The following is a 24889-nucleotide window of genomic DNA, read 5'->3' as shown; positions in this document are numbered from 1 at the left end:
GCATCCGGTCCTTTCCTCTCACCGCGCGGGGAGGCGGCCGTCTGTGTCGTAACCGTACGGCCGCTACCTGCTTCCTTCTCACAGCACCCGGAGGACGAGGGAACGATGACCAGAACACGCACCACCCGGATGCGGCGTCCGCTGCTCGCCGGCACCACGGCCATCGCCGTCATGACCGTGACGGCCGGCATCGTGGGCACCACGACGGAGTCGGCGAACGCCGCCCCGGCGGGGCCCAAGCTGAGCCTCATCGCGGCGAGCACCTCGCTCACGCTCACCTCGTGGAAGGAGGAGCCGGGCGTCTACCTCGATCTCGGCACCTACCTCACCGCGGAGGGGACACCGCTGGAGCTGAAGGTGACCCGGAAGTCCTACAAGGACCCGGTGACCATCACCCAGACCGTGTACGAGGGCGGCAAGGCCAAGTCCAAGACGCTGCCCACCGGCACCGTGAAGGACTTCTCCGGCCTGCCGGGCTTCGCGGAGATCACCGTCACCGACAAGGCGGGCAAGCAGGTTCTCAAGCGTGCCGAGAACTTCTGCCCCAACAACGCCAGTGGCCGGGTACGGCCCGACGCCCCCGCCACCTCGAAGTATCCGGAGAGCTGCCCGACCAACCCCTTCACCCTCGGTTCGGTGTGGGGCGTCGAGAAGGGCTGGGCCGCCAACACCTACGCCGGTTCCTACACCGAGTCGGTCAAGCTGCCGGTCGGCACGTACACGGCCAAGGTCTCGGTCGCGAAGAAGTACCGCGACCTGTTCGGCATCGCCGACAAGCCCGCCACGGTGAAGCTGACCGTGCAGGAGCGCAGCTTCGAGGACGCTCAGGGCGCCCCGGGCTCCCGGTCGGCCAAGGCCCAGGCCGGTGAGCACGGCGGGCACGGCGCCGCCCACCAGCCGCCGGCCGCGCACTCCGGCCACGGGCCGGGTCACGCCCCGACGCCGGCCCAGGCAGCCGCACCGGTGACGAGCGGTGCGGGCCCCTCGTACAACGTGGGTCACGGGCCGCTGAAGGCGGCGCCGCCGGCGCTGCCGTGGGCACTGAAGAAGCAGCAGGCGGCGGCAGCGCGTTCGATGCAGGTCGGCGACACCGGTGGTCAGACCGACGGCTCCCGCAAGGCCCCCGCCCTCGCGCCGCTGGCCAAGCGGCCCGTCGGCAAGGCCTCCGTACCGAATGTCCCCAAGCCCGACCTGCGGTCGCTGCCGGCCTACGGCATCACCATCAGCGACGGTGGACAGGACGTCCCCGGCAAGGACTACCTGGCCTTCAGCGCCAACGTCTGGAACGCCGGCCCGGCGCAGCTCGTGGTGGACGGGTTCCGTTCGCCCGGCAAGGCCAAGATGGACGCCTACCAGTACTTCTACGACGCCAAGGGCAAGCAGGTCGGCTTCACCCCGACCGGCACCATGGAATGGGACCCGCGGCCGGGCCATGTCCACTGGCACTTCACCGACTTCGCCAGCTACCGGCTGCTGAAGGCGGACCAGAAGGAGGCCGTGCGCAGCGGCAAGGAGGCGTTCTGCCTGGCCAACACCGACGCGGTCGACTACACGGTGAAGAACGCCAACTGGCACCCGTACAACACCGATCTGTCCACCGCCTGCGGCCAGGAGAACTCGATCTCCGTCCGCGAGGTGCTGGACGTCGGCTCCGGTGACACCTACACCCAGGATCTGCCGGGCCAGTCGTTCGACATCACCGACGTGCCCAACGGCACGTACTACATCCAGGTGCTGGCCAACCCGGAGAAGAAGCTGAAGGAGACCAACGTCAACAACAACAGCGCTCTGCGGAAGATCGTCCTCGGCGGCACGCCGGGTAAGCGGACGGTGAAGGTGCCGGCGCACGACCTGGTGAACGCCAACTGACGGCCGCCGCCTGAGGGATCGCGGACACCGATCCCACGGGCGCGTGGTGACCGCTGGGCGGGCGTCGGCAAGGAGCCGCGCCCGCCCAGCCGTCGCGCGGGCAGGGACATCAGACACGACATGCGCCTTGGTGGTGCGAATGTGGTTCACATGCGCACCACGACCGTGTCATGATGGTGCGTGAAGGTCGGTCGATCCGGAAGGCAGGCACCGTTGTGAACCAGCTCCCCTCCCACCCCGACAGCGAACGGTTCTCCGTGACGCTGTGCCCGCCCGCCGTGACGGCGGTGTCCGAACTCGTCGCGGCGAGCGGAGTCAGCAAGGCGGACGTCATCAACCGGGCCGTCCTGCTCCTGGGGTTCGTCGAAAGCGAGCGGGCCAAGGGCCACGACCTGATGATCCGTGACACCGAGGGATCCCTGGAGCGCATCCACATTCTGTGACCTCGCGAGGCCTCTCACCCGCCCCCGGCCCCCGGTGCTTCGTAGAATGCCGCGTGCCGCCGGGTGGTCGCCCGGGACGTCGAGAGGAACACCGTGGCTGAGCCGTTTTCGGTACCTGTGGTCGTACGCGGGTACGAGACCGATACCCAGGGGCACCTGAACCAGGCCGTCTACCTCCAGTACGCCGAACACGCCCGCTGGTCACTGCTGCAGGCAGGCGGGATCCGGCAGTCCGACCTGCTGGACAAGGGTGTGGGGCCGGTGGCCCTGGAGGTGACGGTGCGCTACCTGCGAGAGCTGCGTGCCGGGGACGAGGTTGAGGTGACGTGTACGTTCGTCTGGGGTGAGGGCAAGACCTTCCGTATCGACCAGACCATCCGCAAGGCCGATGGGACCGTGGCCGCCGAGGTGACGGGCGTGGGCGGTCTGATGGACCTGCGGGCGCGCCGCCTGGTGGCCGACCCGCGCGAACACTTCCGTGCGCTGGCCGCCTCCCCGGAGACCTTCGGCCTCTGACCGACCGCGCGGGGGCTGTGGGGGTGCGCAAGCCGTCGGCAGGACCGCGCGGGCTGCTTATGCCGGCAGGGCTGCGGTCCCGGAGTCCGGGGGTACGCCGTATGGCGCAGTGGGGCGAGTCCACCCGCAGGCCGGGCCGTCGGCGCGGCAGCCAGGCTCCTCGGGCCGGCCCGCCGGCCGCATACACTGCCGCGTGCGGGCGGGCGGCCATGCAGGCGGGGTGGTCCGGGGAGATCATCCGTGCATGACAGGTAATCCCCCGCCGTCCCCGGCCACCGAGGCCGCGCGCTCCGAGGCGCCCCGTCAGAGGCTCGCCCTGGCGGCGATGCTGTTCGCGGTGTCGATGACGTTCATCGACCAGACCATCGTGTCGATCGCGGCGCCGGACATCACCGACGAGCTCGGCCTGTCGGCCTCCGGAATGCAGTGGGTGGTCAACGCCTATCTGCTGTCGCTGGCGGCGTTCTTCGCGCTCGGCGGGCGGCTTTCGGACCTGTTCGGGCACCGGCGGATCATGCTGCTGGGCACAGTCGTCTTCGTCGTCTCCTCGGTGCTCTGCGGCTGTGTGCCCTCCGGTGGCTTCGCGCAGACATGGCTCATCATCTTCCGTGCCACCCAGGGCCTGGGCGCGGCGCTGATGTTCCCCGCCGCGCTGGCCGTGGTCATCGCGGTGTTCCCGGTGGACCGGCGAGGCCGGGCCCTTGCGCTGTTCTTCGGGCTGTCGGGGGCGCTGACCGCGGTCGGCCCGCTGCTGGGCGGCTGGCTGACCGAATGGACCTGGCGGGCGATCTTCTGGGTGAACGTGCCGGTCGCCGTCGTCGCGATCGTGCTCGCCGTGCTGGCCCGCATCCCGGAGAAGCGCCGTACCGGACGCCTCGACGTCGTCGGCGCGGTGCTGGTGGCGGCCGGCATGGCCCTGAGTGTGCTGGGATTCCAGCGGGCCTCGGCCTGGGGCTGGAGCAGCGTGGCCACCTGGGCGTGCATCGTCGGCGGACTGGTCGTCCTGGCATTCTTCTACGGCTACGAGCGGCGCACCCGCCACCCGCTGATCAACTTCGACGTGTTCCGGGACCGGGCCTTCACCGTCGACAGCCTCGTGCTGTTCTTCGCGATGCTCGCGTTCGTACCGGTGTTCTTCTTCGCGTCCGTGTACGCGCAGGTGTCCTTGAGCGCCTCGCCGAACCAGGCCGCGCTGTTCCTGCTGTACTTCTTCGTCGGTTTCGGTATCGCCTCGCAGTGGGGCGGCAAGATCCTGGACAAGCGCGGCGCCCGGCCCGCCATGAAGATCGGCTGCGCGCTCGGCGCGGTCGGGTTCTTCCTGTGGGCGCAGAAGCTGACCGACCTGTCGATGCACGACCAGTGGCCGTACGCGGCGATGGCGGGCGCCGGGATCGGGTTCCTCCTCGCGCCGGCCTCCACCGATGCCGTCAACCGGTCCATCGACGCCTCCTACGGTGAGGTCACCGGCATCACTCAGACGATCCGCAACTACGCGGCCGCGATCGGGATGGCCGTCTTCGGCACCGTGCTGACCCATGTCACGACGGACCGGATCACCACCACCCTGCAGGACCGCGGGCTGCCCACCGCCGAGGCCGAGCAGACAGCCCGGCAGGTCGCCGAGGCGGTCACCGGGCACCCGGACGGCCAGGGCCCCACCGGCGACGGGCCCGTCGCCCGAGCGCTGCGGGGCGCGGGCGACGCGATCCGCATGGACTTCGCCGAAGCCAACCAGTGGGTCTTCTACGGCATGGCGATCGCCCTGGCCATCGCGTTCCTGTGCGCGCTGGCCCACCCTGGCACCCGGGTCACCGCACCCCCACCCCGCCAGGACTGAACCGTCCGCGGGGGTCGGCCGGGGGTGAGAGCCGGAAGGGGGCCGGGTCCGCTTCGGGGACGGACCCGGCCCGTACCGCCGACAGAGCCGGTCAGACGCGGTCGGCGGCGATCAGGACGTACTGGAAGGAGCCGTCCTTGTAGGAGTTGATGAACGCCTCCTCGATGCCGGTGACCAGTGAAGAGGTCGCACGCAGTTCCCAGTACGGCAGGGTCTGCTCGGTGAGGTCGATGACCGTCTGGGGGACGAGACGGTTGTCGGCCATGGCGCGCAGGTACTCACGGCGGGAGTGGATGTTGCACTCGAAGTGGGCGTTGATCTGGGAGACCCACTTGGAGGGCTGGCCGTAGCGGGGGTTCCAGCAGCCGGTGATGGTGACGTAGCGGCCGCCGGCCCGCAGGACGCGCGAGTGTTCGGCGAACAGGTCGTGCAGGTCGACGTACATGCTCGACTCGTTGTTCCACGACGCGGCGGCCTGCCCGGACTCGAAGGGCATGTCGAGCATGTTGCGCACCTGGGCCCGGACACGGTCGCCGATTCCCAGTTCACCGGCGCGACGGTTGGCGAAGTCGGCCTGCTTGGCCGACAGGGTCAGGCCCTCGACGCGTGCGCCGTACCGCTGGTGGGCCATGACCATCGAGCCGCCGCGGCCGCAGCCCGCGTCCACCAGGGTGTCGCCGTCCGAGACGGCCCCGAGGTGGTCCAGCAGGACGCCGGTCTGCGCCGACTCCAGGCGGTGGAGCTCGGCGATCAGCCTCTTCTCGTACGCACTGTCCGCACGGTCCCCCAGGGCCGCGTGGTCGACGTCGCCGATGCCGTAGTGGTGGTGGTAGAGCCCGTCGACATCGCCCAGAGCGAGGTTCACCGGCCTCGCCTCGTGGTCCCAGTACCGGGCGATGTCGCCCTGATAGGGGGAGGCGGGGGCCGGGACGAACGGGGTGGTGGCGGTGGTCAGTTCAGTGGTCACAGATTCATTCCCTTTGCATTTACCAGAAATCGGGCAGGCTGTAGCGGTAGGTGTTGGTCTGGTGCCAGTAGTGGTTGCCGTCGACCCACACGGCCACCCCGCGCAGAAAGCGCAGGACACTGGGGACGGGACAGGCGGCCGCCAGAGCGGCGGCCTCGGCCTCGAAGGCGTGCATGAGGTCGTTGTGGACCTCCACCGCCTTCAGGTACGCCTCACGCTCCGTGAGGCACTCCCGCTCGGCGATCACCACCGGCAGATTCAGATGCAGGCCGGGGCCGGCCAGCTCCTTGGTGTACGAGTACAGGTCGTTGACGATCGTCGTCGCGTTGCCGGCCAGCGCGATGACCCGCTGCATCGCCCCCTGCGCGTGCAGATCCGCGGGAAGCTCGTACCCCCCGACGGTGTCGGTGATCGTCGGACACGGGCGGAAGTTGTTGAACTGACGCATCGCCAGGTACTCCCACACCTGCGGCACATGACCGTCCTGGGCCCACGCGGCCTCGGCCAGGTACCCCAGATGCAGACGGGCCATGTCGTGCCGGAACCGGTCCGCCTGCGACGCCGTGGCGGCATTCGCGAAGTACTCCATCGCCGAGCGGTAGGCACGTCGCGGCGCATCCTCCTCCAGCGACCTGGCCCACGACCCCTCGTACTCCTTCGTGGTGTGCAGCGGGTCCAGGGCGGTATGGGCGAGCAGGAGCCGGCTGCCCAGCCCCACAGGCGAACCGCCGTGATCCTCGCAATAGCAGTCGTCGACCGCGTTCTCCGCGACCATCAGCCGCGCCGCGAGCATCAGATGTTCCACCGTTGGTGCGTCCGGATGGCAGGCCACCATGTAACGGCTCACGGAGAACCCGTCGAACTGGTCCTCCCACTCCTCAGGAACCGCCCGGACCTCCTCCACCGCCCACTGCCTGACCCGCCGCCCGACTTCCGCCACACGCACCGGATCGGGCTCGGCCACCGGATGGAAGTAGAGCCCGGGAATCGGTCTGCCCTCCACCGGGTCGCCAGTCGCCGTGGCGCCGGGGGCGGGGGGTGCCTCGCGCAGAGACAGAGACAGACCGGCTGTTCCCAGGCCACTCGGCCCCCGCAGAACCCGCTCCAGCACGCCGGCCAACTCAGTTTCCACGGGCTTCGCCTGGCATGACGTCAGGTCGGTGGTCGGGCCGTCGACAGGCGCAGACACACCGGGCGCGGACATGGAGGCGGTCGCTGCGGCAGGCACCACGGGATGCAGCGGCAGGGCAGGAGGAGCGGGCGGGCCGGGCAGGTGTGGCGACGCGGCCGGCGGGGCGGTGGCGGACGGGTCACCGGTGTCGGGTACGGGTGTGGCGAGGTGGGCCCCGAAGCGGGCCGCAGCGATGGGCAGGCTCGACTGCAGAGGGGAAAGCCCAGGTTCGGGCATCCGTAGCTCCTCGGTGAGATGGATGGGGCAGTCCCGGTTACCGGGCATACGAACCCGGACCGGGCAGGGTCCAGAAGGCGGTACGACCCGGCCGGACGGGAACGTCTCAGGGGGCGTGCCGGCAGAGGTCAGCACCGGCACGGTTCCCGACATGGGGTCGCGTCGAGGGCGCGAACACGTCTGAGGGCTGGGGGTTGTTCGGCTTGTTCGGGCGGTCCGGCGACGTGGGCGAGGCAGCGCGCCGTGGCGGACCGCAGGGCGCGTCACGCCCTGCCGTGGCGTGGCTTGGCTTGGCTTGGCGACCGTGGCGTTGGCCGGGAGGGAAGGCCCTCGGGGGTGTCAGTCCCGTCTGCGGGCGATCTGCACGTTCTCCAGCACGCCGAGCGCGTTGGGCACGAGGATCGCGGCGGAGTAGTAGGCGGTGACCAGGTAGGAAGCGATCGCCCGGTCGCTGACGCCCGTGCACCGGACCGACAGGCCCGGCTCGTACTCCCCCGGCAGCCCGGTCTGGTGAAGTCCGATCACGCCCTGATGGTCCTCACCGGTCCGCATGGCAAGAATCGAGCTGGTGTTGTCCCTGCCGATGGGAATCTTGTCGCAGGGCAGGATCGGGACCCCGCGCCAGGCCGTCACCTGCTGCCCGTCCAGCTCGATCACATCCGGAAGGATCCCGCGGGAGTTCAGCTCTCGCCCGATCGCAGCGATCGTTCTCGGATGCGCGAGAAACAGTTTCGTACCACGCCGTCGGCACAACAGCTCATCGAGATCATCCGGAGTCGGCGGCCCGGAATGCGTCTGGATCCGCTGCCTGAAATCAGCATTCGGCAGCAGCCCGAAATCCCGATTGTTGACCAGTTCGTACTCCTGACGCTCTCGCAACGCTTCGATCGTCAGCCGAATCTGCTCCCGCGCCTGGTCCATCGGCCCGTTGTACAGATCTGACACCCTGGTATGAATCCGAACCACCGTCTGCGCGACGGACAGCTCATACTCCCGTGGAGTGAGCTGGTAGTCGACGAACGCACCCGGGATCCGTGCCTCACCACGATGCCCCGCCGTCATCGCGATCTCCGCCTCACCATGCCGGTTCTGCGCCTGCCGAGGCAGAGATGCAAATCGCCGCACATGATCTTCAAGACCCGGCGCCGTCGCCAGCACCGCGTCGAAATCATTCCGCGACAACGTCAGCAGCGTTCCCGCAGACGCCGCAGCGACCGTCCACCCCCATCTCATCTCACCATCCAGAAGCGCCTCCTCCCCGAACCGCTCCCCCTCCGCGAGAACCGCCCCCGCCACCTCGTCCCCGTACCGGCCCACCCCCACCTGCTTGACACGGCCCCGCGCGATCAGATGAACCCCGTCCGCCACCGCCCCCTGCTCGGCCAGCACCTCACCTGCCCGGAATTCCCGCCGGGCACACCGCCCCTCCAGCGCACCCAACACACCCACGTCATCAAAACCACGCAACAAGGAGAGCTCCCCCAACCCCCCAGGAACCACCCGCAGCCCGGCGCCGTCCCCAACAAACCCCACTCGCCCCTGGCCCACCAGATAACTCAACCGCCGGTTGACCCGGTACACACCACCCCCCGCCTCGACCCACGGCAACATCCGCAGCAACCAGCGAGAAGAAATACCCTCCATCTGCGGACGAGACTTCGACACCGACGCAAGAAGACGAGCAGCCGAAGTCCCCAGACTGGACAAGACGACCTGCTCCCCGCCCACATCCCCACCCGTCCCCACTGCCATACCGAAAAACACCCCTTCACAACCACCAACACCTGCACGCGAAACACAGAAAGCCCGCAGCGTAGAGGTGCACGAAAACCACGCGAAAACACGAACAGACCCGAAACAAGAAGCACTTAAGGCAGGATCGGAAACAAGGCCACCCACATCCCCCGGAACCATATCCCCCGCCCCACTCCACCCACCCCCACACAGCCCCCCATTACCCCAAAACAGTGATCCTTCCGCGCGTCGCGTTTAACCACCACCACAACCGGAAGAGCCGTCGAGGTCGGGTGACTCGCCCACGGGCGGCCGGCCTCTGCGCAGGCCCCGCTGTCCAGGGAGGACGTCCTCCCCGACGCCGGCGCCGTGCGCCGGCCGCTGGCTCTTTCCACGGGGGAGCGGGATGACGTTCGCCTCTGGTCCCGGTGCCGCCGGCGCGTGTTGACCGCCCTGAGCCCGGCCTCGCAGCCAAGTCGGGCTCGTCGGCGGCCGGAACCGCTAGGCGCCACTCTTGGAGTAGCTTGGCAACGACGCCCCTCATTCGGGCCGTCCGAACTCCCACCCGGCTGGCAGACACGCGACCTGGGCCGACACCCCACCTGGAAAGTATGATCAAGCGATGTCTGACATGACCGAGACCACGCCCGGCTGGCTCACCACGGACGAGCTGGACGCCGCCAGGGCCCAGATGCCCATCCTGTACGTCGAGGCCGTGCCCGTGCGCGTGGACGACAGCGGCGAAGTCACCAGCATCGGAGTGCTTCTGCGGATCGGCGCGGGCGGGACGATCAGCCGGACCCTCGTGTCCGGCCGGGTGATGCACCACGAGCGGGTCCGTGACGCGCTGCTGCGCCACTTGGAGAAGGATCTCGGTCCGGTGGCCCTGCCCCGCGTCCCCGCTTCGCTCCAGCCTTTCACGGTCGCCGAGTACTTCCCCACAGCGGGCATCACCCCGTTCCACGACCCCCGCCAGCATGCGGTGTCGCTCGCGTACATCGTGCCGGTCGCCGGCGACTGCCGTCCGCGGCAGGACGCACTTGACCTGGTGTGGTTCAGCCCGCAGGAGGCAGCCTCTCCGGCCGTGCAGGGCGAGATGCCCGGTGGTCACGGGGTTCTGCTGAGGCAGGCCCTGGCCCATGTGGGACTCGCGTACTGACACCGCCACCGGCCGCCAGCGCGGGCGTTGACCCGAGGCGGTACCCCACAGGGCGCTCCACTCGTGGGCGTGGCGCCGATCAGGGTGGTCACATGGGCGAGACGCGGCGGCTCGCCGGTTCCTGACCCCGGAAGGGTGCGAGACCAGGAAGTGCCAGCCGGGCGAAGACGAGGGTGAGGGCGCGCCCGCACTGCGGTGACCAGGCAGACCTCGAGCCGGAAGCGGGGCCGCGTACCTCGGTCACCGCAGGCGGGTCACGCTCCGAAGCCCGAACATCTCGCCCGTTCACGATTTCTACGCAAGACCAACACACCCTCGTCACAATCGATACGCTCTCGCGTGCACCGTTCGCACTACCGAGGGGACCACCTCATGCGCATACGCATGCGCCACGCCGTCGCGGCCGCCGCCACCACCACCGGGATACTGACCATCGTCACGGCGGCTCCCGCCCAGGCCGCCGAGTACTCCTCGGAGTTGAAGGTCAGGGGCATCCAGTACGACGCACCGGGTCGGGACGACAACCGGTGCACCGGGGGCAACACCCGGAACGAGTACCTGACGATCAAGAACTACTCGCGTTCGACGACCGTGAACCTCAGGGGCTACGTCGTCAAGGACACGGCCGGCAACAAGTACACGTTCTCCGTCAACCACTACCTGCAGCCTGGCGATTCGGTGAGCCTGCGCGGAGGCCGCGGCACCGAGTCCGACGCCAACAACGTGGCATACCGGCAGAACTGCAACTTCATGTGGAACAACGACAAGGACACCATCTACCTGTACAAGCCCTCCGGTGCCCGCGCCGACGTGCATTCCTACACCAAGCGCGACAACGACCGGGACGGGAACGGCTTCATCACGTACCACGGCTGAACCACAGCGCAGCGAGGCGGGGCCGTATCGGGCAGCCCGGCTTCGCGGTGCCGTGTGAGCACGACGGCGGGGCTTCCTCCCACTGGAGGCAGCCCCGCCGCACGCTGTCTGTCCTACTGTCAGCCGATCTCGGCGCCGAAGGTCGAGAGCGCTTCGGTCACGGGCTGGAAGAACGTCTCCCCGCCCGAGGAGCAGTTGCCACTGCCACCCGACGTGAGGCCGATCGCCGTGTCACCGGCGAAGAGCGAACCGCCGCTGTCACCGGGTTCGGCGCAGACCGACGTCTGGATGAGGCCCTCGACGATGTCGCCGTTGCCGTAGTTCACCGTCGCGTCGAGGCCGGTGACCTCTCCGTCGTGGACCTGGGTGGTGGAGCCGCTGCGCTGCACCTGCATGCCGACCGTGGCGTCGCCTGCCTTGGTGATGGCCTGGGCGCTGCCGTTGTAGAGGTTGACCTCGCTCGGGTGCGGGGTGTCACCGCTGTACTTCACCAGGGCGAAGTCGTTGCCCGGGAACTGGGAGTCGACCATCGAGCCGATCGCGGGGCCGCCCGCCGATGTCGACCACTCGCTGCCCGCCTCGCCGCAGTGCCCGGCGGTGATGAAGTGCGGCTCGCCGTCCTTCACCACGTTGAAGCCGAGCGAGCAGCGTCCGCCGCCGGAGTGGATCGCGTCGCCGCCGGAGGCGAAGGGCTTGAACTCGCCCGCGCTGCGCTTGAGTTCCGCCTTGCCGCCGAGGCCCTTGACGACCTTCTGCAGCGTCGCGAGTTCGGCGTTCGAGACCGTGCGGTCGGCCGTGACGACGACCTTGTTGCTGACCGGGTCCGTGGCCCAGGAGGTGCCCGGGATGGTCGCCTTCTCGGTCAGGGTCTGTCGTGCCCCGGTCAGTTCGGCGAGGGTGTTCTCGACGATGCGCGGCTTGGCGCCCGCCTCGCGTACGGCCTGGGCGGCGTCCTCGGACACGACGTTCACGACGAGCGCCTTGGTGGCCGCGTCGTAGTAGGTGCCCGCCTCGGACGCACCGAGGTCCGCCTTGAGGGAGAGGGCGAGCGTCCCTGCCGCCGGCGCGGTGAGCGTCTTGACGGAGAGTTGCTCGGTGCTGTCGCTGGCGTTCGCACTCTGGAACGTGATACCCGCGATGACCAGCGCGGCGACTGCGCCACCCGCGACGACAGTCTTACGCCGGTTTATGCGACGGTGCTTCAAATTGACCTCCTGTGGGGGCCGCGACCGGACGATGTGGGGTGTCCGGGTGCGGAGGATGACCCGCCGTACTATTCCGAGGCGTCGCAGTCGCACACAAGGGCACCTTGCGGACGCACACGCGACAACTCGTTTGCGTTCACAGGTCCTTCACAGGATGGGAGGACCCGGCGCACCATGGTCACTCAGGGCGCGTCACCGGTTTCAGCGTGCTCGCATTCCGTCTCCGGGGCCCGGATGAGCCCCTGTTGAGCAGAGCGCGTCCATCGGCGCGGACCCGACACCGCCGGAGGACACTCCCGTCCGGGGCGCGCGGGTCGCGGCGTGGGGGGTTCCGAGGGCCGGCGGTGGATCATGGGCTCTTGGCCTGCGTCACGAGAAGGAGCGTCCGCGGATGCGTAAGTTGCTGGTTGACGCGGCCCGCACGCTGGTGCCGTCGAGGGGTGACCGGCACGGGCCGTTGCCGCCGTTGCTGCTGACGCTGACGGTGGTGACCGGCCTGGTGGACGCGGTGAGCTATCTCGGGCTGGGGGAGGTCTTCGTCGCCAACATGACCGGCAACATCGTGCTGATGGGCTTCGCCCTGGCCGGGGCCGAGGGGCTCTCCGCACCCGCCTCCGTCGTTTCGACAGCGGCCTTCTTCACCGGTGCGACGGCGGGCGGTCGCTTCGGCCTCCGCTTCGCCTCGCATCGCGGGCGGCTGCTCGCCGCGGGCACGGTGCTGCAGACGGTGCTCGTCGCCGCGGTGCTGCTCATGGCCGTCCTGGCACCGGACCGGACGGGCGACCCCGTCCGCTACACCCTGATCGTGGGCCTCGGCCTCGCCATGGGATTTCAGAACGCGGTCGTCCGCCGCCTCGGTGTCCCGGACCTGACCACGACCGTCCTCACCCAGACGCTGACCGGCATCGCGGCGGACTCCGAGCCGGGCGGCGGCGCCGGACCCGGCCGGGCGCGCCGGATTCTGTCGGTCCTGGCGATGCTCCTCGGCGCCCTCGCGGGCGGGGCCATGCTCGTACACGTCGACCTCATCCTCGCTCTGGGAGTGGCGCTGGCGCTGATCGCGGCGGTCTCCGCGACAGCGGGTCTCCTCGCTTCCAAGGGCGGGGAGTGGGCCGAGGCTTAGCTCTGCTCACGCACGGCACAGGCGGCGAGCCGCGGCTGACGCCGAGACAGGTCAGCCCGCTCGACGCGTGACCCACGTGTGCGGTCGGCCCCTCACTGCCCCTCCTCCATGCCGATCGCGCGCCGCAGCTCGTCCGCCGCTCTGTGGCCCGTACCCTCGCGCTGTTCCAGCATGAGCTCGGCGATCGCGTCCAGCTTGGCCTGAATGGCGTGCGTGGCGCGCCGTTCCGTGTTCTTCAGCAAGGCGAGCAGGAGCAGGTTGACGGCCGTCATGACGTCGCCCGCGAAGACCAGCCAATGCAAGGGGAGATGCATGAGGTGTACGACGACCATGCCGAGGACCAGGACCACGCAGAGGACGTAGAACAGGGGCGAGCTCGTGACGTTCGACGCCCGCTCGGCGAAGGCGGCGAACCGGTCGCGCCCCGCGCCACCGCGCTCGGCGGGATGCTCAATGGTCATACCCGCCATGCTCCCTGCTCGGTGCCCGTGTGTGCGGGAACCTGGACGACGGCGCGCGCCCGAGGCTCCCAGCGGCTGGAGCGTGAGGTGGAATTCCTCGAAGCCACTCTCGGGAGCTCGCACACCGGGCGTGCCGCGCTGGTCACGTTCTCGACAGCTGCGGGCGGCCCACGGGTACCCGGGTTGTCTGCCCGGACCGGAGTCCGGGCAGACAGCCCGCGCCCTGCTACGCAGCGGGTGCGGCCGGCTCAGCAGCCGCCGCAGTTGTAGAACGTCACGTCCCAGTGGTTGCCCTCGTCGGCGTAGACGTTGCCGGCGCCGGACCTCCACTGCGGAGCGCCGTCGCCCCGCACTCCGATGTAGGTGAACGTGTTCTTGACGTAGTTCGTGACGCAGGTGGCCTTGCCGAAGTCGAGCTTGTAGCCGTTCCAGTGGGAGTACGTGCCGGAGGCGTGGCCGGTCTCGGTGCCGCCGGTGATGATCAGGGCGCAGCCGCTGGCGCTCCTGAGGGTCTGCGCGCCCTGGGCGGTGGCGAGGTTGAGCTGGTCGAAGGAGGTGCAGGTGGGGTTGTTCCGGTTGGAGCAGCCGCCGGACGAGGACCAGGTGATCCCGGAGCTGCGGAACATCGACGTGGCGGTGGCGTGGCTGATCTTGGTGGCGGCGTGTGCGTCGGTCGCACCGCCGAGTACGCCCACGCCGGGGGCGAGGAAGGCGCCGAGCACGAGTGCGAGCGCGGTGAGGAGCGCGCGGAGTGCGGTTCCTCGCGTACGGATCTGGGCCGGGGCGGCGGACTGAGGGCCGTCGGGTGCCTGAGCGCTGTTCGGGGTCTGACGGGACTTCATGAGCGTTCCTCCTGGTGCGGACTTCGGCGGACGGACCGGACGTGTGCGGCGGCGCTGAGCGGTTGTCCCTGCGGCCGCGAGGTCTACCCGCGTCGACTTCTGGGTGCGGAAGACCCCGGGGATGCGGCCGGGGGGAGTCAGACGGCGGAGCGGAAGGCCGGCAGGTAACCGCCGGAGTGGCCTGTGGCCGTGGGGTGGTAGCTGTTGGACACGGGCACCGTGAGGCTGTGCAGCCAGGCGGCGCTCGAGCAGATCTCGTGGCCTGTGAACTCGTCCACGACGCTGGAGTACGAGAATCCCGCGTCGGCGGCCTGCTTCGCGAGCATGCCGTTGAGGGCGTCGCCGCCCCGGTTGATCGCCGCCCGCTCGGTCTCGCTCAGGCCGGCGATGCAGCCGCCGTTCAGCTGGTAGAAGCGCGGATAGCCGAGCACGACGACGTGAGCCTGCGGCGCCTTGGTGCGGATGGAGCCGTAGAGGGACGAAAGGCTTCCGGGCAGGGTGCTGTTGATCTGCGAGATGGCGTTGTTCACGGCGGTGACGCAGGTCGCCTCGCTCTGCAGGACACAGGTCTGCATGATGCTCGCGAATCCGACGTCGTTGCCACCCGCGGTGACGCTGACGAGCGTGGTGGAGCTGTTGAGCGGGGCCAGCTGGCTGCTCTTGACGGAACTGGTCGTGGCGCCCGAACAGGCGGTGAAGGAGAAGGAGGCCGGGGCGTTGGCCGCCGCCCACAGGGACGGGTATGCCTTGCTGCTGCGCTGACAGTTGCCGCTGTCGGACAGGTAGCTGCCGGCGCCCACTCCCGAGGAGTAGGAGTCGCCGATCGCGACGTAGCGCTCCCCTGCGGCGGTGGCGGAGGCGGGCTGTGCGAGGCCGAGCGTCGCGGCGGCCAAGGCCAGCAACAGGGGCAGAATCCGTCTGCGTCTGGATGCGTACATGACAAGCGACTCCCTGGGGTGGTGTGGGGGTCAGGAGTTGTTGAAGCGTCACTCTTGTAGCAGCGATCGGCGTCCGCGCGATAGACGTGCGAATCGGTTTGTTTCTGTGCGCTCCCGCCGAGGAGTGACGGTGACGTCCGCCGCGAGTGGCGGATCTGCCTCCGGTGGCACGTGTCGGAGCACCGGTCACCTGCGGGAATCCCTGGACGGCGCGTGGGATCGGCGCGGAGCCCGCCTCTGCGATGGCTGACGTGCCCGCTGCCGAACTTCCCTACAGGACAACCTGCTTGCGCTGAGCCTAGCGATCAGCCTGCATTGCCCTGGGGGCCGTTCAACCAACGCCGGATCACCTGGAGACACACCGTCGCGCCGACCACGAGACGCCGCTGCTCGCTTCCGGCTCGTCGGTCGAACTCCACTGTGTAACCCTGAAGGCCGTCCATCGAGCGCACGGTCGAGACCGTCACCTCGGCGATCACGCCGTCGAGATCGTCCCGTACCAGCCAGGCTCTGCCCAGCAGCGCATTACGGGTCAGCTGCAACGTGCCGGCCCCGGCGGTTCGGATGTCGAGCAGCCGCGTGTGGTTGACACGGCCGGGTGTGTGGACCTCGCCGATGGGGTCGCCCGCGGCGGCGGTCAACCGGAAGCGCGGACGGGCGAGGGCGGCCTTTCCGGAGATCAGGTCGACTCCCAGCACGTGCCGGTTGTCGAGGTCCTGGAGTACGTACGCGAACGAGGCACGTTCATGAAGGTGCGCCAGGACGGTGCCGTCCTCAGCCGCCATGTGCATCTTCGGACCGTGGTACCTGCGCAGGACCGAGCGCCTCGGTTCGGCGAGGATCACCGTGTCAGGGCCGAACAGCCGGTGAACCGCGCTCGCCTCGTCGCCATCCATGCCGTAGCCCCCGCCCTCGCTACTCCCCTCGCCCGAGTATGGCCGCGCCGAGAGGAGACGAACAGCGCCGTGCCTGAGTTCTCTCCTACGGTCGGCCGGTGCGGGCTTTCCTGAGCGTGCGAGCACCAGGGTGCGAGGGCGTCCGTGCCTTAGAACTCGTAACAGAATGCGTCGTTTATAGCGCGGCTGGTTCCTCGCAGCTCGGCACCGAGGTGCCCTAGAGTCGCCGCATGCGGCGAAGGACAGGACTGGCGATAGCTGGGGTTGCAGCCCTGGCCTGGGGCGAGTGGTTGAACTGGCGCTGGTCTCAAGTTCTCGTGGGGGACAGCGGGGGCGCATCCGAGGCCGTGGTGGTGTTGGGGTACCGGAATCCCCAAGCGACGGCGAACCTGATCAACCGGTGGCGAGTCCGTGCTGGAATCCGCTCATGCGCCGATGGTGCGCATGAGACCCGCGTGATCTTCAGCGGCGGCGCGACCGGCAGCGGCGCTGCGGAGGCCAAACTGATGGCCGACTACGCGAAGTCGGTACTTGAGTTCGACGGCACGGTGCTCCTCGAGGACCAAAGCGCGACGACGTGGGAAAACATCACCAACGTGATCCCACTGCTTGAGGACGTGGGCCGCATCAAGATCGCCTCTCAACCAGCTCATGCGCTCAAGGCGCGAGCGTACTTGCGGCGGCAGCGGCCCGATCTTGCAGAGAGGCTGGTGCGCGCGGACGACTACCGCCCTGGCGAGTGGATGGTCGTCAAACCGCTGCTGGCTCTGTACGGACTTTGGACACTCCGCGGCCTCAAGGCCGACGAACGGAAGGTCTTGCTGTAGCGGCCGCTATCGCGTGGCCAACCTCGTCGGTGAACTCCTCCTCAAAAGCCCCGACTTCGCCCGGCTGTGGGAACGGTACGAGGTCACCGGCCGCAAGCCCGCGCAGAAGACCTTCCACCACCCCCACGTCGGGACGCTCACGCTCACCTCCCAGTCCATGCACCTGGAAGGCCCCCCTGGCCAGCGCATCGGCGTCTACACCGCCGAACCCGGCACCCCCGACCACGACGCCATGATGCTGCTCGACATGACCGCGCCCGCGACCGCGCCCAGCCAGGAAATCCCGCACACGTCGACCTGAGCGGTCCTGTGGGGTCGGCGAGCAGGCTTCCGGTCACCGTCGCAGTCGTGCCGGCAAGGCTGTGGAGACCCCTAAATGCTGGGCCGTTCGGAGTGAGGTGAACGCGCCTCTACGGCAGAGAAGCCCCTCGAAACATTCAGTAGGCAATTATGCAGTTCTTCGATCGAATGACGGATGACGCTCGTGCTCCGCCATGGCGGGCCCGCAGCGTTCCTGACCCGAGGAACTCTCTTGCGCCGTCTCCTCAGTCGCACTCGTGTTGTTGCGCTGCTGTCTCTCGTCCTGGCGGGTGGGATGTCGGTTGCCGTGCCGACTGCCGCGGGCCTTGGTGCGGCCTCCACCTGGTCTGACGGCACTCCAGCAGCGGCCGAGGCACGTGATGTGGTGACGGCGGGGACGGCGCCGCCGCTGCGGTTCATCAGCTACAACATTTGCGGCAACTTCTGCGGTTCCGCCCCGTACGACAACCAGGTTCGTATCGACAGCGTCGTCGCGCAGGCAGCTGCCACGGCCTGGAACGCCGACCACATCTCTCTCCAGGAAGTGTGCCGGCATCAGTTCAATTCAGTCCTGGACCGGCTGAAAGGTCTGGGATTCCAGGGCTTCTTCAGCAGGACCGTGCTGGCGACGCCGGGAGTCTGCGGCAACGCGGACTACGGCAACGCCGTCTTCGTGCGGGGCCAGATCTCGCAGACCCTGGACATGGACCTCACGGTCGGCGGGGAACGGGAGCCCATCCGGGTGCCGTGCGTCAAGCACACGATCCAGTACCGCACCGCCTGGTCGTGTTCGGTACATCTGTACTGGGACGACGGCACATTGGCCGTCTTCGAGGCGAAGGAACTCGCCGCGCAGGCGCAGAGCTGGTTGGCTCAAGGCATCCCAGTCGTCCTGGTCGGCGACTTCAACCACTCGCCCCGCAGCGCCACGCTCTCCGAGTTCTACGACCGGAGCCTCCAAGACGGCTCTGTGGGCGACTTCTTCGAATCCGATCAGACGGATCAGGACTTCTTCGACCCGGATGCGTGCGTCCCCGGCATCACACCGGCCTGCCGCTCAGGGGAAATCACCATGCCGTTGGTGTCCAACAAGAGCGATTACGTCTTCGTCAGCTCGACGCACCACAAGAACCCCCAGGCGGATGTCCGCCCGCTGGACACCGCGGCCTCGGACCACCGGATGGTTCGAGCCGCCGCGGCGTGGGCCGACTGCGGCGCCACCGACCCACTCCTGGGCACCCTCTTCCGCCGCAACGCCTCCGGTGCTCTCTTCCGTACGACCGGCACCACCGGCGGCACGCTCAGCGCTGCATGTAAGACCGGCACGGGCTGGAACGGTATGCGCCACGTGGTGCGCCTGCCGCAGACGAGTATTCTCGCCGCGGTCGACACTGCCGGAGAGCTGTGGCACTACCGGGCGGACTCCAACGGCGCCTACTCGGGGAGCACCCGCATCCGGGCAGCCACCGGCTGGCAGACGTACAACCGCGTACTCGCCCCCGGTGACCTGACGGGAGACGGCGTCAGCGACCTGATCACCCGGGACAACGCCGGCGTCCTGTGGCGGCACGTCGGCAGAGTGGGCAACAACAGCTACGCCGCACCGGTACGCGTGGGCGGCGGCTGGCAGATCTACACGATCCTCACGGCCTCCGGCGACTTCTCGGGAGACGGCCGCGCGGACCTCCTCGCACGCGACGCGGCGGGCGTGCTGTGGCTCTACCGCGGCAACGGCGCCGGTGGCTTCGCTCCACGCGCACAGATCGGTACAGCGTGGAACATCTACAACCAGCTGGTGATGCCCGGCGACCTCGACCGCGATGGACGAGTCGACCTGCTCGGCCGCGACAACTCCGGAGTGCTCTGGTTCTACCGCGCGGAAGGCAACGGAGGCTACCGGCCCCGATCCCGCCTCACCGACGGCTACCCCGCGGGAGAACTGCTGTTCTGACGCTTCACGCCGCGCCGCACGCCTGCTCTCGTAGAGGGGCGAAAGCTGCGGCCGCCGCCGGGGAAACCCTGGTACACCTCCGGCTTCCCCGTAGGGCCCGGGTCCTCTGCCCCGCACCAGGGTCGAAGTTGGAGGTACCTCTCCTTCATGGCGGGCCGGCTTCTCGCTCTTCGCTGTCGCCCGCCGTCATGTGCCGGAACGCTACCTCGTCGCGCCAGCCCCGCCCGCGGCTGCCGTGCCATCACCCCGCCTGCCCTTGCCTGGTCAGAACCGTTCGACGGTCGTGGCTTTCACTGCCACTACCGTGGGGTGTCCGTCTGGGCGTGCGGCGGTGTGCGGCAGTGCGCCAGGCCTTCGTTACGGACTCCTGGGCGACATCGGTCGCGGAGGCCGTGTCGGCGGGCAACAGGGGCGGGGCCCCGAGGTGGACGTGCAGGCGGGGGCGGCGCAGTGGTGCGGTCAGCAGGCCGGCGAGCTGCTTGGCGGCGCCGCCTGAGGTGATGCGGCGGGCACCGGCCTGGCCGAGCGGTACGAGCGGTACTCCGGCGGCGGCTGCCAGCCGGGCCGGGCCGCTGCGGAAGGCCTGCGGCGGAGCGTCCGCCGAGTCCGGGCGATCCGGGATGCAGCCTTCCCCGTAGACGAGGACGTAGCGTCCGGCTCGCAGGGCCGCCTCCGCTCCGGTGAGGGCCTCGGCCGCCCGGGCCGTCCCGCGGCGCACGGGAACGTACCCCTCGCGCGTCAGGGCGCGGCCGAGCAGCGGTACGCGCCACAGACCGGCCGCGCAGAGCACGACGGGCTCGATGCCCATGCGGCGCAGGGCCGCAAGGACGACGACAGGGTCGGCGAGGCTGGTGTGGTTGGCGACGATCACGGCGCCACCCTCGGGTACCCGTGGGATGTCGGCCGTGACGGCCAGCCGTCCCAGTACGGGAACCACTGCGGCGGCGAGTCGACTGAGCATGCGGGCCTCCCTGGCTCTCGCGGGGTTGCCCTGATCCTCGGGCCGCGAGGCCACCACGGGCCTGAGCGTTGCTACTCAACTCTCCGTACGTCATCGGCGCCCCGGCTGAGTACGACCGTCACGCCGAGGGCGCGGAGCGCGAGACCGGCATGCGGTAGCGAGGGGGCGGGGCTGGGGGGTGTTCCGAGCGCGTCGGGCCGGACCCACGGGCGTCGTGGACGGACGGGCGGGGGGCGCCCAGATTCCTGCGTCGGCGGCCGGTACGGTGGCCGCGTGGTCACCGACTCGACGTTCGGCAAATCGATGTTCCCTGCCGATCAGCCCTGGGACGTCGTGTTCGACGCCTTGTGGGTGTCGTACAGCGAGTTCTGGCTCGTCGCCGGAAGTGGGCCGGGGGCTGACTTCACGCCCGTGATCCCTGACGGTGATTCAGTCCAAGGCAACGGAGGGGCGGTCGGAGTCCCGACGTCGCGCTCCACGACCCGCATCGAGGTCGCGCTCTCCGTGTGGGACCGCCCAGCACCGGACGGAACGGGCACGCCCCTTGGCACCGCGCGAATCGAAGTGCCTGACAGAGAGGTCGCCCTCGTCAATGTGGAGGGCAGGGAACCCGGCCCCGTCCTGGTCCTTCCGGAGGCGGACGAGTACCAGGTGAAGGTGTGGCGCTGCCCCGTGGCCCCTGGGAGTGCCCCGGAGCGGTACGACATTCGACTTTGGCCGTACTCCGAAAAGGGATGACTGCCGCCACGCGCGCCACGCGTGGCGCCCGGCCTACCCCGTAACCTTCCGGCTCGCGTACCGAGGCGGGGCGGCCGCGGGTGCCGGCGGGATTCGAACCCGCGGACGGGGAGAGGCATGCCCACCCGCTCCCCCTCAGTCGGCGTGAGCGGGGCACCGCTCACGCCGATCGCAATGGGCCTCTCTGCCACGGTCCCGCAGCCTGCGGGACCGCGCGGTCCCGCTGCGCTCAGGGTAGATACGGGTCGCTGAGCCGGTCGAGTGCTTTGTCCGGCACTGCCGGGACCTGCGCCAAGCGGTGCGCGCCCCGCCCGTACGACCGTGGACGCCGGCGTGTGGAACGGCCGAAGCCCCCTGGGAGCCAGGGGGCTTCGGCCTGCTGCGGTGGCTGGCGCCGGGTCATGCCCGGAGCAGCCGTTCCGTCACCTCGCGGTAGGTCCGCAGGGTGAGCCGGAGCTGTTCGGTGTCCGGGGACACGCCGCCCGGGTCGCCGTCCGTCTGCCAGCCCGCCCGCAAGGCGGCGCGCCGGTCCCTCAGCGCGGCGATCAGCTGGTGCTCCGCGTCCTCGAGCACCTCGGCCGCCTCGGCGACCGAGTCGTGCGGCGAGTCGACGAAGCCGGCGAGCGCATGGTGCAGGCGTTCTCCGAGACGGCCGCGTTCGTCGCCGCCGAGCAGCTGCCCGGCAGGGCCGTCGACGGCCCCGTCGGCTGCCGGCGGGTGCTCCGTACCGGACGCACCACCCGTACCGCTGACAGCGCGGTCACCTCGGTCGCCCTGGCCCAGGCCCGGGCTTCGGCCGTCGCCAGGAGCGTGGCCGTTGTCGGTCCGGTCCGTCGTGCCTCGTCCGCGCGGTGCGGCGGGGGTCCCGGCGGGAGCAGTCGTGCGGCTCCCGCCGGTCCGGCCCGTGGCACCGGGGTCGTCGGACGGCACGGCAGGCTGGGGAGCCTTCGCGGCCGGCATCCCGGTAGACGGGGTGGGCGGCTGGGGCGTGGGGGCCGGCGGCGTGGGATGGCCGGTGCGCTGGGAAGGAACGGCCGCGGAGGGGACTCCCGGGGCTCCTCCTCCCCCGCTTCCGGGCACGGGACGGCTGGTGCGCTGGGCGGGAACGGCCGCGGAGGGGACTCCCCCTGGCGAGGGGGCTCCCCGGCCTCCGGCGGGCGAGGGGGCTCCCCCTCCGGCGGGCGGCGGGGCTTCGGCGCCGCCCGTCGCGTCCGGGGCCCTCAGGGGCGGCGGAGGCTTCGGGGGCGGCGGAGGCGCGGATTCACGCCGCGCGTCTCCGCCCGTTCCACCTGCCGTCCACCGGTCCCGATTCTCGCGCGCCATCACACGCCACTTCCCTTCGGCTTGAGGAGATGCCCACGGCCTCGCCCGGACGCCGGGCCCTTCCGGGCGTCGGCGCCGGCCGGAGGCCCGGCGACCGCCAGGTCCTCGAACAGGGCACGTGCGTGGACCAGCGCCTCCCGCAGCTGCTCGGTGGAGGCGGACTCGGAGCGCGCCGCCCGGCCGATCGTGCGCAGGCCGTCGACGTGGTGCGGATGGTGCACCGACAGGGCGTCGAGCTGTTCGTCCCGCCGGTCGGGATCCGGGAATCCCCGGGCCGCCGCGATCCGCGTGAGGAGCTGTTCGGCGTCGGCGACGGCCTGCCGCGGTGCGTCGACGAAGCGCTCCTGGAGCGTGGTCCACTGAGCCGCGTACTGCTCGCGGGCCGCGGGCTCCAGCGGCAGCGGCCGGATGTGGCCGTGCCGCTCGACCCGCTCACGCAGGTCGCGGTGGGCCGCCTCGCTGTCGCCACCGTGCCGTTCGAGGGTGCGGTCGTACTCGGGGCCGAAGCGTCGCTTCAGGGAGCGTGTGCCGCTGCCCGTGCCCGTGCGGGCCCGGAGCAGGACACCGGCCGCCAGTAGCGCCGCGACCACCGCCGCGATGATGAGAACTGTGGTCAGGGTCGACATGACTGCCTTCCTGGGTGGTGACTCCTGGCTGGCTGTTCGTCACTGCTTGCTGGGCGCGCCTGTCGATTCGGCTTGCCGCTTCTGGGGCGGTCAAACCAGCGGGGTGCCGGTATCACCGATGTGGCGGGCACGGGGAGGGACGGCGAGGCCCGGTTACGGGGCCGGTGTCGTAGCCTTGTCACTGCCGCGGACGACCGGGCGCGGCCGGGACGGTGACGGGGTAGGAGAGCAGCATGGACAGTGCCCTCTGGCTCATCGTGGTCGTGGTTCTCCTGCTGGTGGTGGCGGGGTTCGCGGCCGTACTTCTCGTACGCGTCTTCAAGGCACGCAGACTGCTCGCGGACGCCGGCATTCCGTTGCAGTCCAAAGCCCTGTTCTGGGCGGCGGTGGTCTACACGGTCTCGCCGGTCGACCTGATCCCGGACCCGGTCTATCTGGACGACATCGGCGTACTTCTGGTGGCCCTGAAGGCGCTGCATTCGGCGGCCGCCAAGGCAGGGGCGGACCGCAAGGGCCTGCCGGGCTGAACGGCTCCCGGACTCCAGGATCAGCCTTCGCCGCAGACCTGGAGCAGGTGGACGAAGAACAGGTGGGGACAGGTGGGGGCAATGGCCGGACAGGTCACGGCGGTGAGCCGCGAGGCGACGTACTCGTTCAGCAAGCCCAATCGGGAGTCCGTCACGCTGCTTGCCGGGCTCGGGATCGAGGGGGACGTGCACGCGGGCGAGACGATCCGCCATCAGTTCCGCATGACCTACGAGCCGGACCTTCCCAACCTGCGCCAGGTCCACCTGATGCACGAGGAACTCTTCGACGAACTGGCCCTCAAGGGCTTCGACGTCCGCGCGGGCCAGCTCGGCGAGAACATCACCACACGCGGCGTGGACCTGCTGGGCCTTCCTACCGGCGCCCTGCTCCACCTCGGAGAGCAGGCCGTACTCGAGGTGACGGGGCTGCGTAACCCGTGCGCGAAGATCAACGACTTCCGCGCGGGGCTGCTCAGTGAAGTCTTCGCCCTCGACCCGGACTCGGGCGAGTTCACGTTCAAGTCCGGCATCATGGCCGTGGTCCGCCACGGCGGCCCCGTCCGCCCGAACGACCCCGTACGGGTCGAGCTCCCGCCCGCCCCCCACCGCCCCTTGGAACGCGTCTAGGAGCTGTCCGGGCGATCACGGACGGGCACCTGCGTGCTCAGACCCCTCGCCCGACAAGCTCTTCCGCGCCGAACTCGCCCAGCTGGTCCGGTCCTTGGGCCTCGACATCCGGGCACCCCAGGAGCCACCGGAAAACCGTTACCCGGGTGTCTGCGTGTCGGGCTACGCTCCCCCCTTTGACCAGCTTTGACCAGCACAGATGTGGGGAACGCATGACGCAGCAGTTCACCGACCGCCAGGGCCGGGCCGTGGTGCTCGAGGACATCACGGAGGACAACTGGCGCGATGTCGCCGACGTGGCGCCCGCCGACGAGCAGCGCCGGTATGTGGCCGCGCTCGCGGCGCGCTACCTCCTGCTCTCCCAGCGCGGGGAGGTGTGGACGTCCCTCGGCGTCCGCGCCGGTGACGACGTCGTGGGCCACGTCATGTGGGCGTACGACGACGAGGACGGCACCCACTGGATCGGCGGCATGGTGGTAAGCGCGGCCGAACAAGGCAAGGGTGTGGGCCGCGCCACCCTGGGTGCCGTGATCGAGCGCCTGTCGGCGCTGCCGGAGTGCCGGGAGATCCGTCTCTCGTACCACCCGGACAATACTTCCGCCGGCCGCCTCTACACCTCGTTCGGCTTCCAGCCGACCGGGGACTTCGAGGACCAGGAGATCGTGGTGGCGCTTCCGGGCAGCTAGGGCGTGTTTCGAAAGTCCCGTCTGGCCGGGAACGCCCGGCACGCACGCT

General features: G+C 69.7%; 24 protein-coding genes and 1 pseudogene. 14 read left to right on the top strand and 11 right to left on the bottom strand.

What is annotated here, in order from left to right:
* The first annotated feature begins 105 nt into the window (after nt 1–105).
* The 4 genes from M5362_RS32560 to M5362_RS32545 all read left to right on the top strand — a co-directional run bounded on the left by M5362_RS32560 (nt 106) and on the right by M5362_RS32545 (nt 4665).
* The gene (locus M5362_RS32560) at nt 106–1869 is read left to right on the top strand and encodes a lysyl oxidase family protein (RefSeq protein ID WP_260231562.1); all 1764 of its coding nucleotides are present in this window, start codon (nt 106–108) and stop codon (nt 1867–1869) included.
* A 215-nt stretch (nt 1870–2084) separates the two neighbouring features.
* The gene (locus M5362_RS32555; RefSeq protein ID WP_260231561.1) at nt 2085–2312 is read left to right on the top strand and encodes a hypothetical protein; all 228 of its coding nucleotides are present in this window, start codon (nt 2085–2087) and stop codon (nt 2310–2312) included.
* Nucleotides 2313–2405: 93 nt separating this feature from the next.
* Nucleotides 2406–2828, top strand: coding sequence for a thioesterase family protein (locus M5362_RS32550; protein WP_260231560.1), 423 nt, complete (start codon nt 2406–2408; stop codon nt 2826–2828).
* Nucleotides 2829–3072: 244 nt separating this feature from the next.
* The gene (locus tag M5362_RS32545; RefSeq protein WP_260231559.1) at nt 3073–4665 is read left to right on the top strand and encodes an MFS transporter; all 1593 of its coding nucleotides are present in this window, start codon (nt 3073–3075) and stop codon (nt 4663–4665) included.
* Nucleotides 4666–4756: 91 nt separating this feature from the next.
* Here M5362_RS32545 and M5362_RS32540 read toward each other — a convergent pair whose 3' ends face one another.
* The 3 genes from M5362_RS32540 to M5362_RS32530 form a co-directional block, all read right to left on the bottom strand.
* Entirely contained in the window at nt 4757–5632 is an 876-nt protein-coding gene (locus tag M5362_RS32540) for a geranyl diphosphate 2-C-methyltransferase (protein ID WP_260231557.1), read from the bottom strand.
* Between the two features lie 19 nt (nt 5633–5651).
* Complete coding sequence (locus M5362_RS32535; protein WP_260231575.1) at nt 5652–7040, bottom strand: family 2 encapsulin nanocompartment cargo protein terpene cyclase; 1389 nt, start codon at nt 7038–7040, stop codon at nt 5652–5654.
* A 339-nt stretch (nt 7041–7379) separates the two neighbouring features.
* The gene (locus M5362_RS32530; protein ID WP_260231556.1) at nt 7380–8792 is read right to left on the bottom strand and encodes a family 2B encapsulin nanocompartment shell protein; all 1413 of its coding nucleotides are present in this window, start codon (nt 8790–8792) and stop codon (nt 7380–7382) included.
* A gap of 613 nt (nt 8793–9405) precedes the next feature.
* Between M5362_RS32530 and M5362_RS32525 the strand changes: the two genes are divergently transcribed.
* Both M5362_RS32525 and M5362_RS32520 read left to right on the top strand, forming a co-directional pair.
* Complete coding sequence (locus M5362_RS32525) at nt 9406–9933, top strand: NUDIX hydrolase family protein (protein ID WP_260231574.1); 528 nt, start codon at nt 9406–9408, stop codon at nt 9931–9933.
* Nucleotides 9934–10305: 372 nt separating this feature from the next.
* On the top strand, nt 10306–10809 hold the full coding sequence (locus M5362_RS32520) for a lamin tail domain-containing protein (protein ID WP_260231555.1): 504 nt from the start codon (nt 10306–10308) through the stop codon (nt 10807–10809).
* Between the two features lie 119 nt (nt 10810–10928).
* Here the strand turns inward: M5362_RS32520 and M5362_RS32515 are convergent, their stop codons facing one another.
* Nucleotides 10929–12014, bottom strand: a complete 1086-nt coding sequence (locus M5362_RS32515; protein ID WP_260231554.1) for a S1 family peptidase — start codon at nt 12012–12014, stop codon at nt 10929–10931.
* A 391-nt stretch (nt 12015–12405) separates the two neighbouring features.
* Between M5362_RS32515 and M5362_RS32510 the strand changes: the two genes are divergently transcribed.
* A complete protein-coding gene (locus M5362_RS32510) occupies nt 12406–13137 on the top strand; it encodes a YoaK family protein (protein ID WP_260231553.1) in 732 nt (243 codons plus the stop codon).
* A gap of 92 nt (nt 13138–13229) precedes the next feature.
* On the opposite strand, the gene M5362_RS32505 is transcribed toward M5362_RS32510, so the two are convergent.
* The 4 genes from M5362_RS32505 to M5362_RS32490 all read right to left on the bottom strand — a co-directional run bounded on the left by M5362_RS32505 (nt 13230) and on the right by M5362_RS32490 (nt 16274).
* Nucleotides 13230–13598: a hypothetical protein gene (locus tag M5362_RS32505; RefSeq protein ID WP_260231552.1), complete on the bottom strand. Its 369-nt coding sequence runs from the start codon at nt 13596–13598 to the stop codon at nt 13230–13232.
* A 248-nt stretch (nt 13599–13846) separates the two neighbouring features.
* Nucleotides 13847–14440 (bottom strand): hypothetical protein, encoded by a 594-nt coding sequence (locus tag M5362_RS32500; protein ID WP_260231551.1) that lies wholly within the window; start codon nt 14438–14440, stop codon nt 13847–13849.
* A 137-nt stretch (nt 14441–14577) separates the two neighbouring features.
* Nucleotides 14578–15378, bottom strand: a complete 801-nt coding sequence (locus M5362_RS32495) for an SGNH/GDSL hydrolase family protein (protein WP_260231550.1) — start codon at nt 15376–15378, stop codon at nt 14578–14580.
* Between the two features lie 305 nt (nt 15379–15683).
* Nucleotides 15684–16274: a hypothetical protein gene (locus M5362_RS32490; RefSeq protein ID WP_260231549.1), complete on the bottom strand. Its 591-nt coding sequence runs from the start codon at nt 16272–16274 to the stop codon at nt 15684–15686.
* A gap of 230 nt (nt 16275–16504) precedes the next feature.
* On the opposite strand from M5362_RS32490, the gene M5362_RS32485 reads away from it, so the two are divergent.
* The 3 genes and pseudogenes from M5362_RS32485 (at nt 16505) to M5362_RS32475 (ending at nt 19352) form a co-directional block, all read left to right on the top strand.
* Nucleotides 16505–17101: a YdcF family protein gene (locus M5362_RS32485; protein WP_260231548.1), complete on the top strand. Its 597-nt coding sequence runs from the start codon at nt 16505–16507 to the stop codon at nt 17099–17101.
* A 13-nt stretch (nt 17102–17114) separates the two neighbouring features.
* Nucleotides 17115–17402, top strand: a pseudogene (locus M5362_RS32480) (transcriptional regulator); the annotation flags it as partial.
* Between the two features lie 174 nt (nt 17403–17576).
* The gene (locus M5362_RS32475) at nt 17577–19352 is read left to right on the top strand and encodes an FG-GAP-like repeat-containing protein (RefSeq protein ID WP_260231547.1); all 1776 of its coding nucleotides are present in this window, start codon (nt 17577–17579) and stop codon (nt 19350–19352) included.
* Between the two features lie 241 nt (nt 19353–19593).
* On the opposite strand, the gene M5362_RS32470 is transcribed toward M5362_RS32475, so the two are convergent.
* Complete coding sequence (locus M5362_RS32470) at nt 19594–20313, bottom strand: lysophospholipid acyltransferase family protein (RefSeq protein WP_260231546.1); 720 nt, start codon at nt 20311–20313, stop codon at nt 19594–19596.
* Nucleotides 20314–20586: 273 nt separating this feature from the next.
* On the opposite strand from M5362_RS32470, the gene M5362_RS32465 reads away from it, so the two are divergent.
* The gene (locus M5362_RS32465; protein ID WP_260231545.1) at nt 20587–21051 is read left to right on the top strand and encodes a hypothetical protein; all 465 of its coding nucleotides are present in this window, start codon (nt 20587–20589) and stop codon (nt 21049–21051) included.
* 399 nt (nt 21052–21450) lie between these two features.
* Here M5362_RS32465 and M5362_RS32460 read toward each other — a convergent pair whose 3' ends face one another.
* On the bottom strand, nt 21451–22011 hold the full coding sequence (locus M5362_RS32460) for a hypothetical protein (RefSeq protein ID WP_260231543.1): 561 nt from the start codon (nt 22009–22011) through the stop codon (nt 21451–21453).
* A gap of 362 nt (nt 22012–22373) precedes the next feature.
* Nucleotides 22374–23000, bottom strand: a complete 627-nt coding sequence (locus M5362_RS32455; RefSeq protein ID WP_260231542.1) for a hypothetical protein — start codon at nt 22998–23000, stop codon at nt 22374–22376.
* A 233-nt stretch (nt 23001–23233) separates the two neighbouring features.
* Between M5362_RS32455 and M5362_RS32450 the strand changes: the two genes are divergently transcribed.
* From M5362_RS32450 to M5362_RS32440, 3 genes are all read left to right on the top strand, one after another.
* On the top strand, nt 23234–23527 hold the full coding sequence (locus tag M5362_RS32450; RefSeq protein ID WP_260231541.1) for a YkvA family protein: 294 nt from the start codon (nt 23234–23236) through the stop codon (nt 23525–23527).
* 81 nt (nt 23528–23608) lie between these two features.
* Nucleotides 23609–24154, top strand: coding sequence for an MOSC domain-containing protein (locus M5362_RS32445; RefSeq protein ID WP_260231540.1), 546 nt, complete (start codon nt 23609–23611; stop codon nt 24152–24154).
* 212 nt (nt 24155–24366) lie between these two features.
* The gene (locus M5362_RS32440; protein ID WP_260231539.1) at nt 24367–24840 is read left to right on the top strand and encodes an N-acetyltransferase; all 474 of its coding nucleotides are present in this window, start codon (nt 24367–24369) and stop codon (nt 24838–24840) included.
* The last annotated feature ends 49 nt before the right edge of the window (nt 24841–24889 follow it).

Source organism: Streptomyces sp. Je 1-79, from assembly GCF_025195125.1.
Taxonomy (GTDB): domain Bacteria; phylum Actinomycetota; class Actinomycetes; order Streptomycetales; family Streptomycetaceae; genus Streptomyces.
Note: the sequence above shows the minus strand (reverse complement) of the source record. Positions and strands in the feature narration are given on the sequence as shown.

Excerpts from the sequence above, each read along its gene's own strand:
- M5362_RS32560 (WP_260231562.1), top strand. The coding sequence starts at position 106 with ATGACCAGAACACGCACCACCCGGATGCGGCGTCCGCTGCTCGCCGGC.
- M5362_RS32545 (WP_260231559.1), top strand. The coding sequence starts at position 3,073 with ATGACAGGTAATCCCCCGCCGTCCCCGGCCACCGAGGCCGCGCGCTCC.
- M5362_RS32535 (WP_260231575.1), bottom strand. The coding sequence starts at position 7,040 with ATGCCCGAACCTGGGCTTTCCCCTCTGCAGTCGAGCCTGCCCATCGCT.
- M5362_RS32530 (WP_260231556.1), bottom strand. The coding sequence starts at position 8,792 with ATGGCAGTGGGGACGGGTGGGGATGTGGGCGGGGAGCAGGTCGTCTTG.
- M5362_RS32525 (WP_260231574.1), top strand. The coding sequence starts at position 9,406 with ATGACCGAGACCACGCCCGGCTGGCTCACCACGGACGAGCTGGACGCC.
- M5362_RS32520 (WP_260231555.1), top strand. The coding sequence starts at position 10,306 with ATGCGCATACGCATGCGCCACGCCGTCGCGGCCGCCGCCACCACCACC.
- M5362_RS32510 (WP_260231553.1), top strand. The coding sequence starts at position 12,406 with ATGCGTAAGTTGCTGGTTGACGCGGCCCGCACGCTGGTGCCGTCGAGG.
- M5362_RS32505 (WP_260231552.1), bottom strand. The coding sequence starts at position 13,598 with ATGACCATTGAGCATCCCGCCGAGCGCGGTGGCGCGGGGCGCGACCGG.
- M5362_RS32500 (WP_260231551.1), bottom strand. The coding sequence starts at position 14,440 with ATGAAGTCCCGTCAGACCCCGAACAGCGCTCAGGCACCCGACGGCCCT.
- M5362_RS32495 (WP_260231550.1), bottom strand. The coding sequence starts at position 15,378 with ATGTACGCATCCAGACGCAGACGGATTCTGCCCCTGTTGCTGGCCTTG.
- M5362_RS32490 (WP_260231549.1), bottom strand. The coding sequence starts at position 16,274 with ATGGATGGCGACGAGGCGAGCGCGGTTCACCGGCTGTTCGGCCCTGAC.
- M5362_RS32485 (WP_260231548.1), top strand. The coding sequence starts at position 16,505 with ATGCGGCGAAGGACAGGACTGGCGATAGCTGGGGTTGCAGCCCTGGCC.
- M5362_RS32475 (WP_260231547.1), top strand. The coding sequence starts at position 17,577 with ATGACGCTCGTGCTCCGCCATGGCGGGCCCGCAGCGTTCCTGACCCGA.
- M5362_RS32470 (WP_260231546.1), bottom strand. The coding sequence starts at position 20,313 with ATGCTCAGTCGACTCGCCGCCGCAGTGGTTCCCGTACTGGGACGGCTG.
- M5362_RS32460 (WP_260231543.1), bottom strand. The coding sequence starts at position 22,011 with ATGCCGGCCGCGAAGGCTCCCCAGCCTGCCGTGCCGTCCGACGACCCC.
- M5362_RS32455 (WP_260231542.1), bottom strand. The coding sequence starts at position 23,000 with ATGTCGACCCTGACCACAGTTCTCATCATCGCGGCGGTGGTCGCGGCG.
- M5362_RS32450 (WP_260231541.1), top strand. The coding sequence starts at position 23,234 with ATGGACAGTGCCCTCTGGCTCATCGTGGTCGTGGTTCTCCTGCTGGTG.
- M5362_RS32445 (WP_260231540.1), top strand. The coding sequence starts at position 23,609 with ATGGCCGGACAGGTCACGGCGGTGAGCCGCGAGGCGACGTACTCGTTC.
- M5362_RS32440 (WP_260231539.1), top strand. The coding sequence starts at position 24,367 with ATGACGCAGCAGTTCACCGACCGCCAGGGCCGGGCCGTGGTGCTCGAG.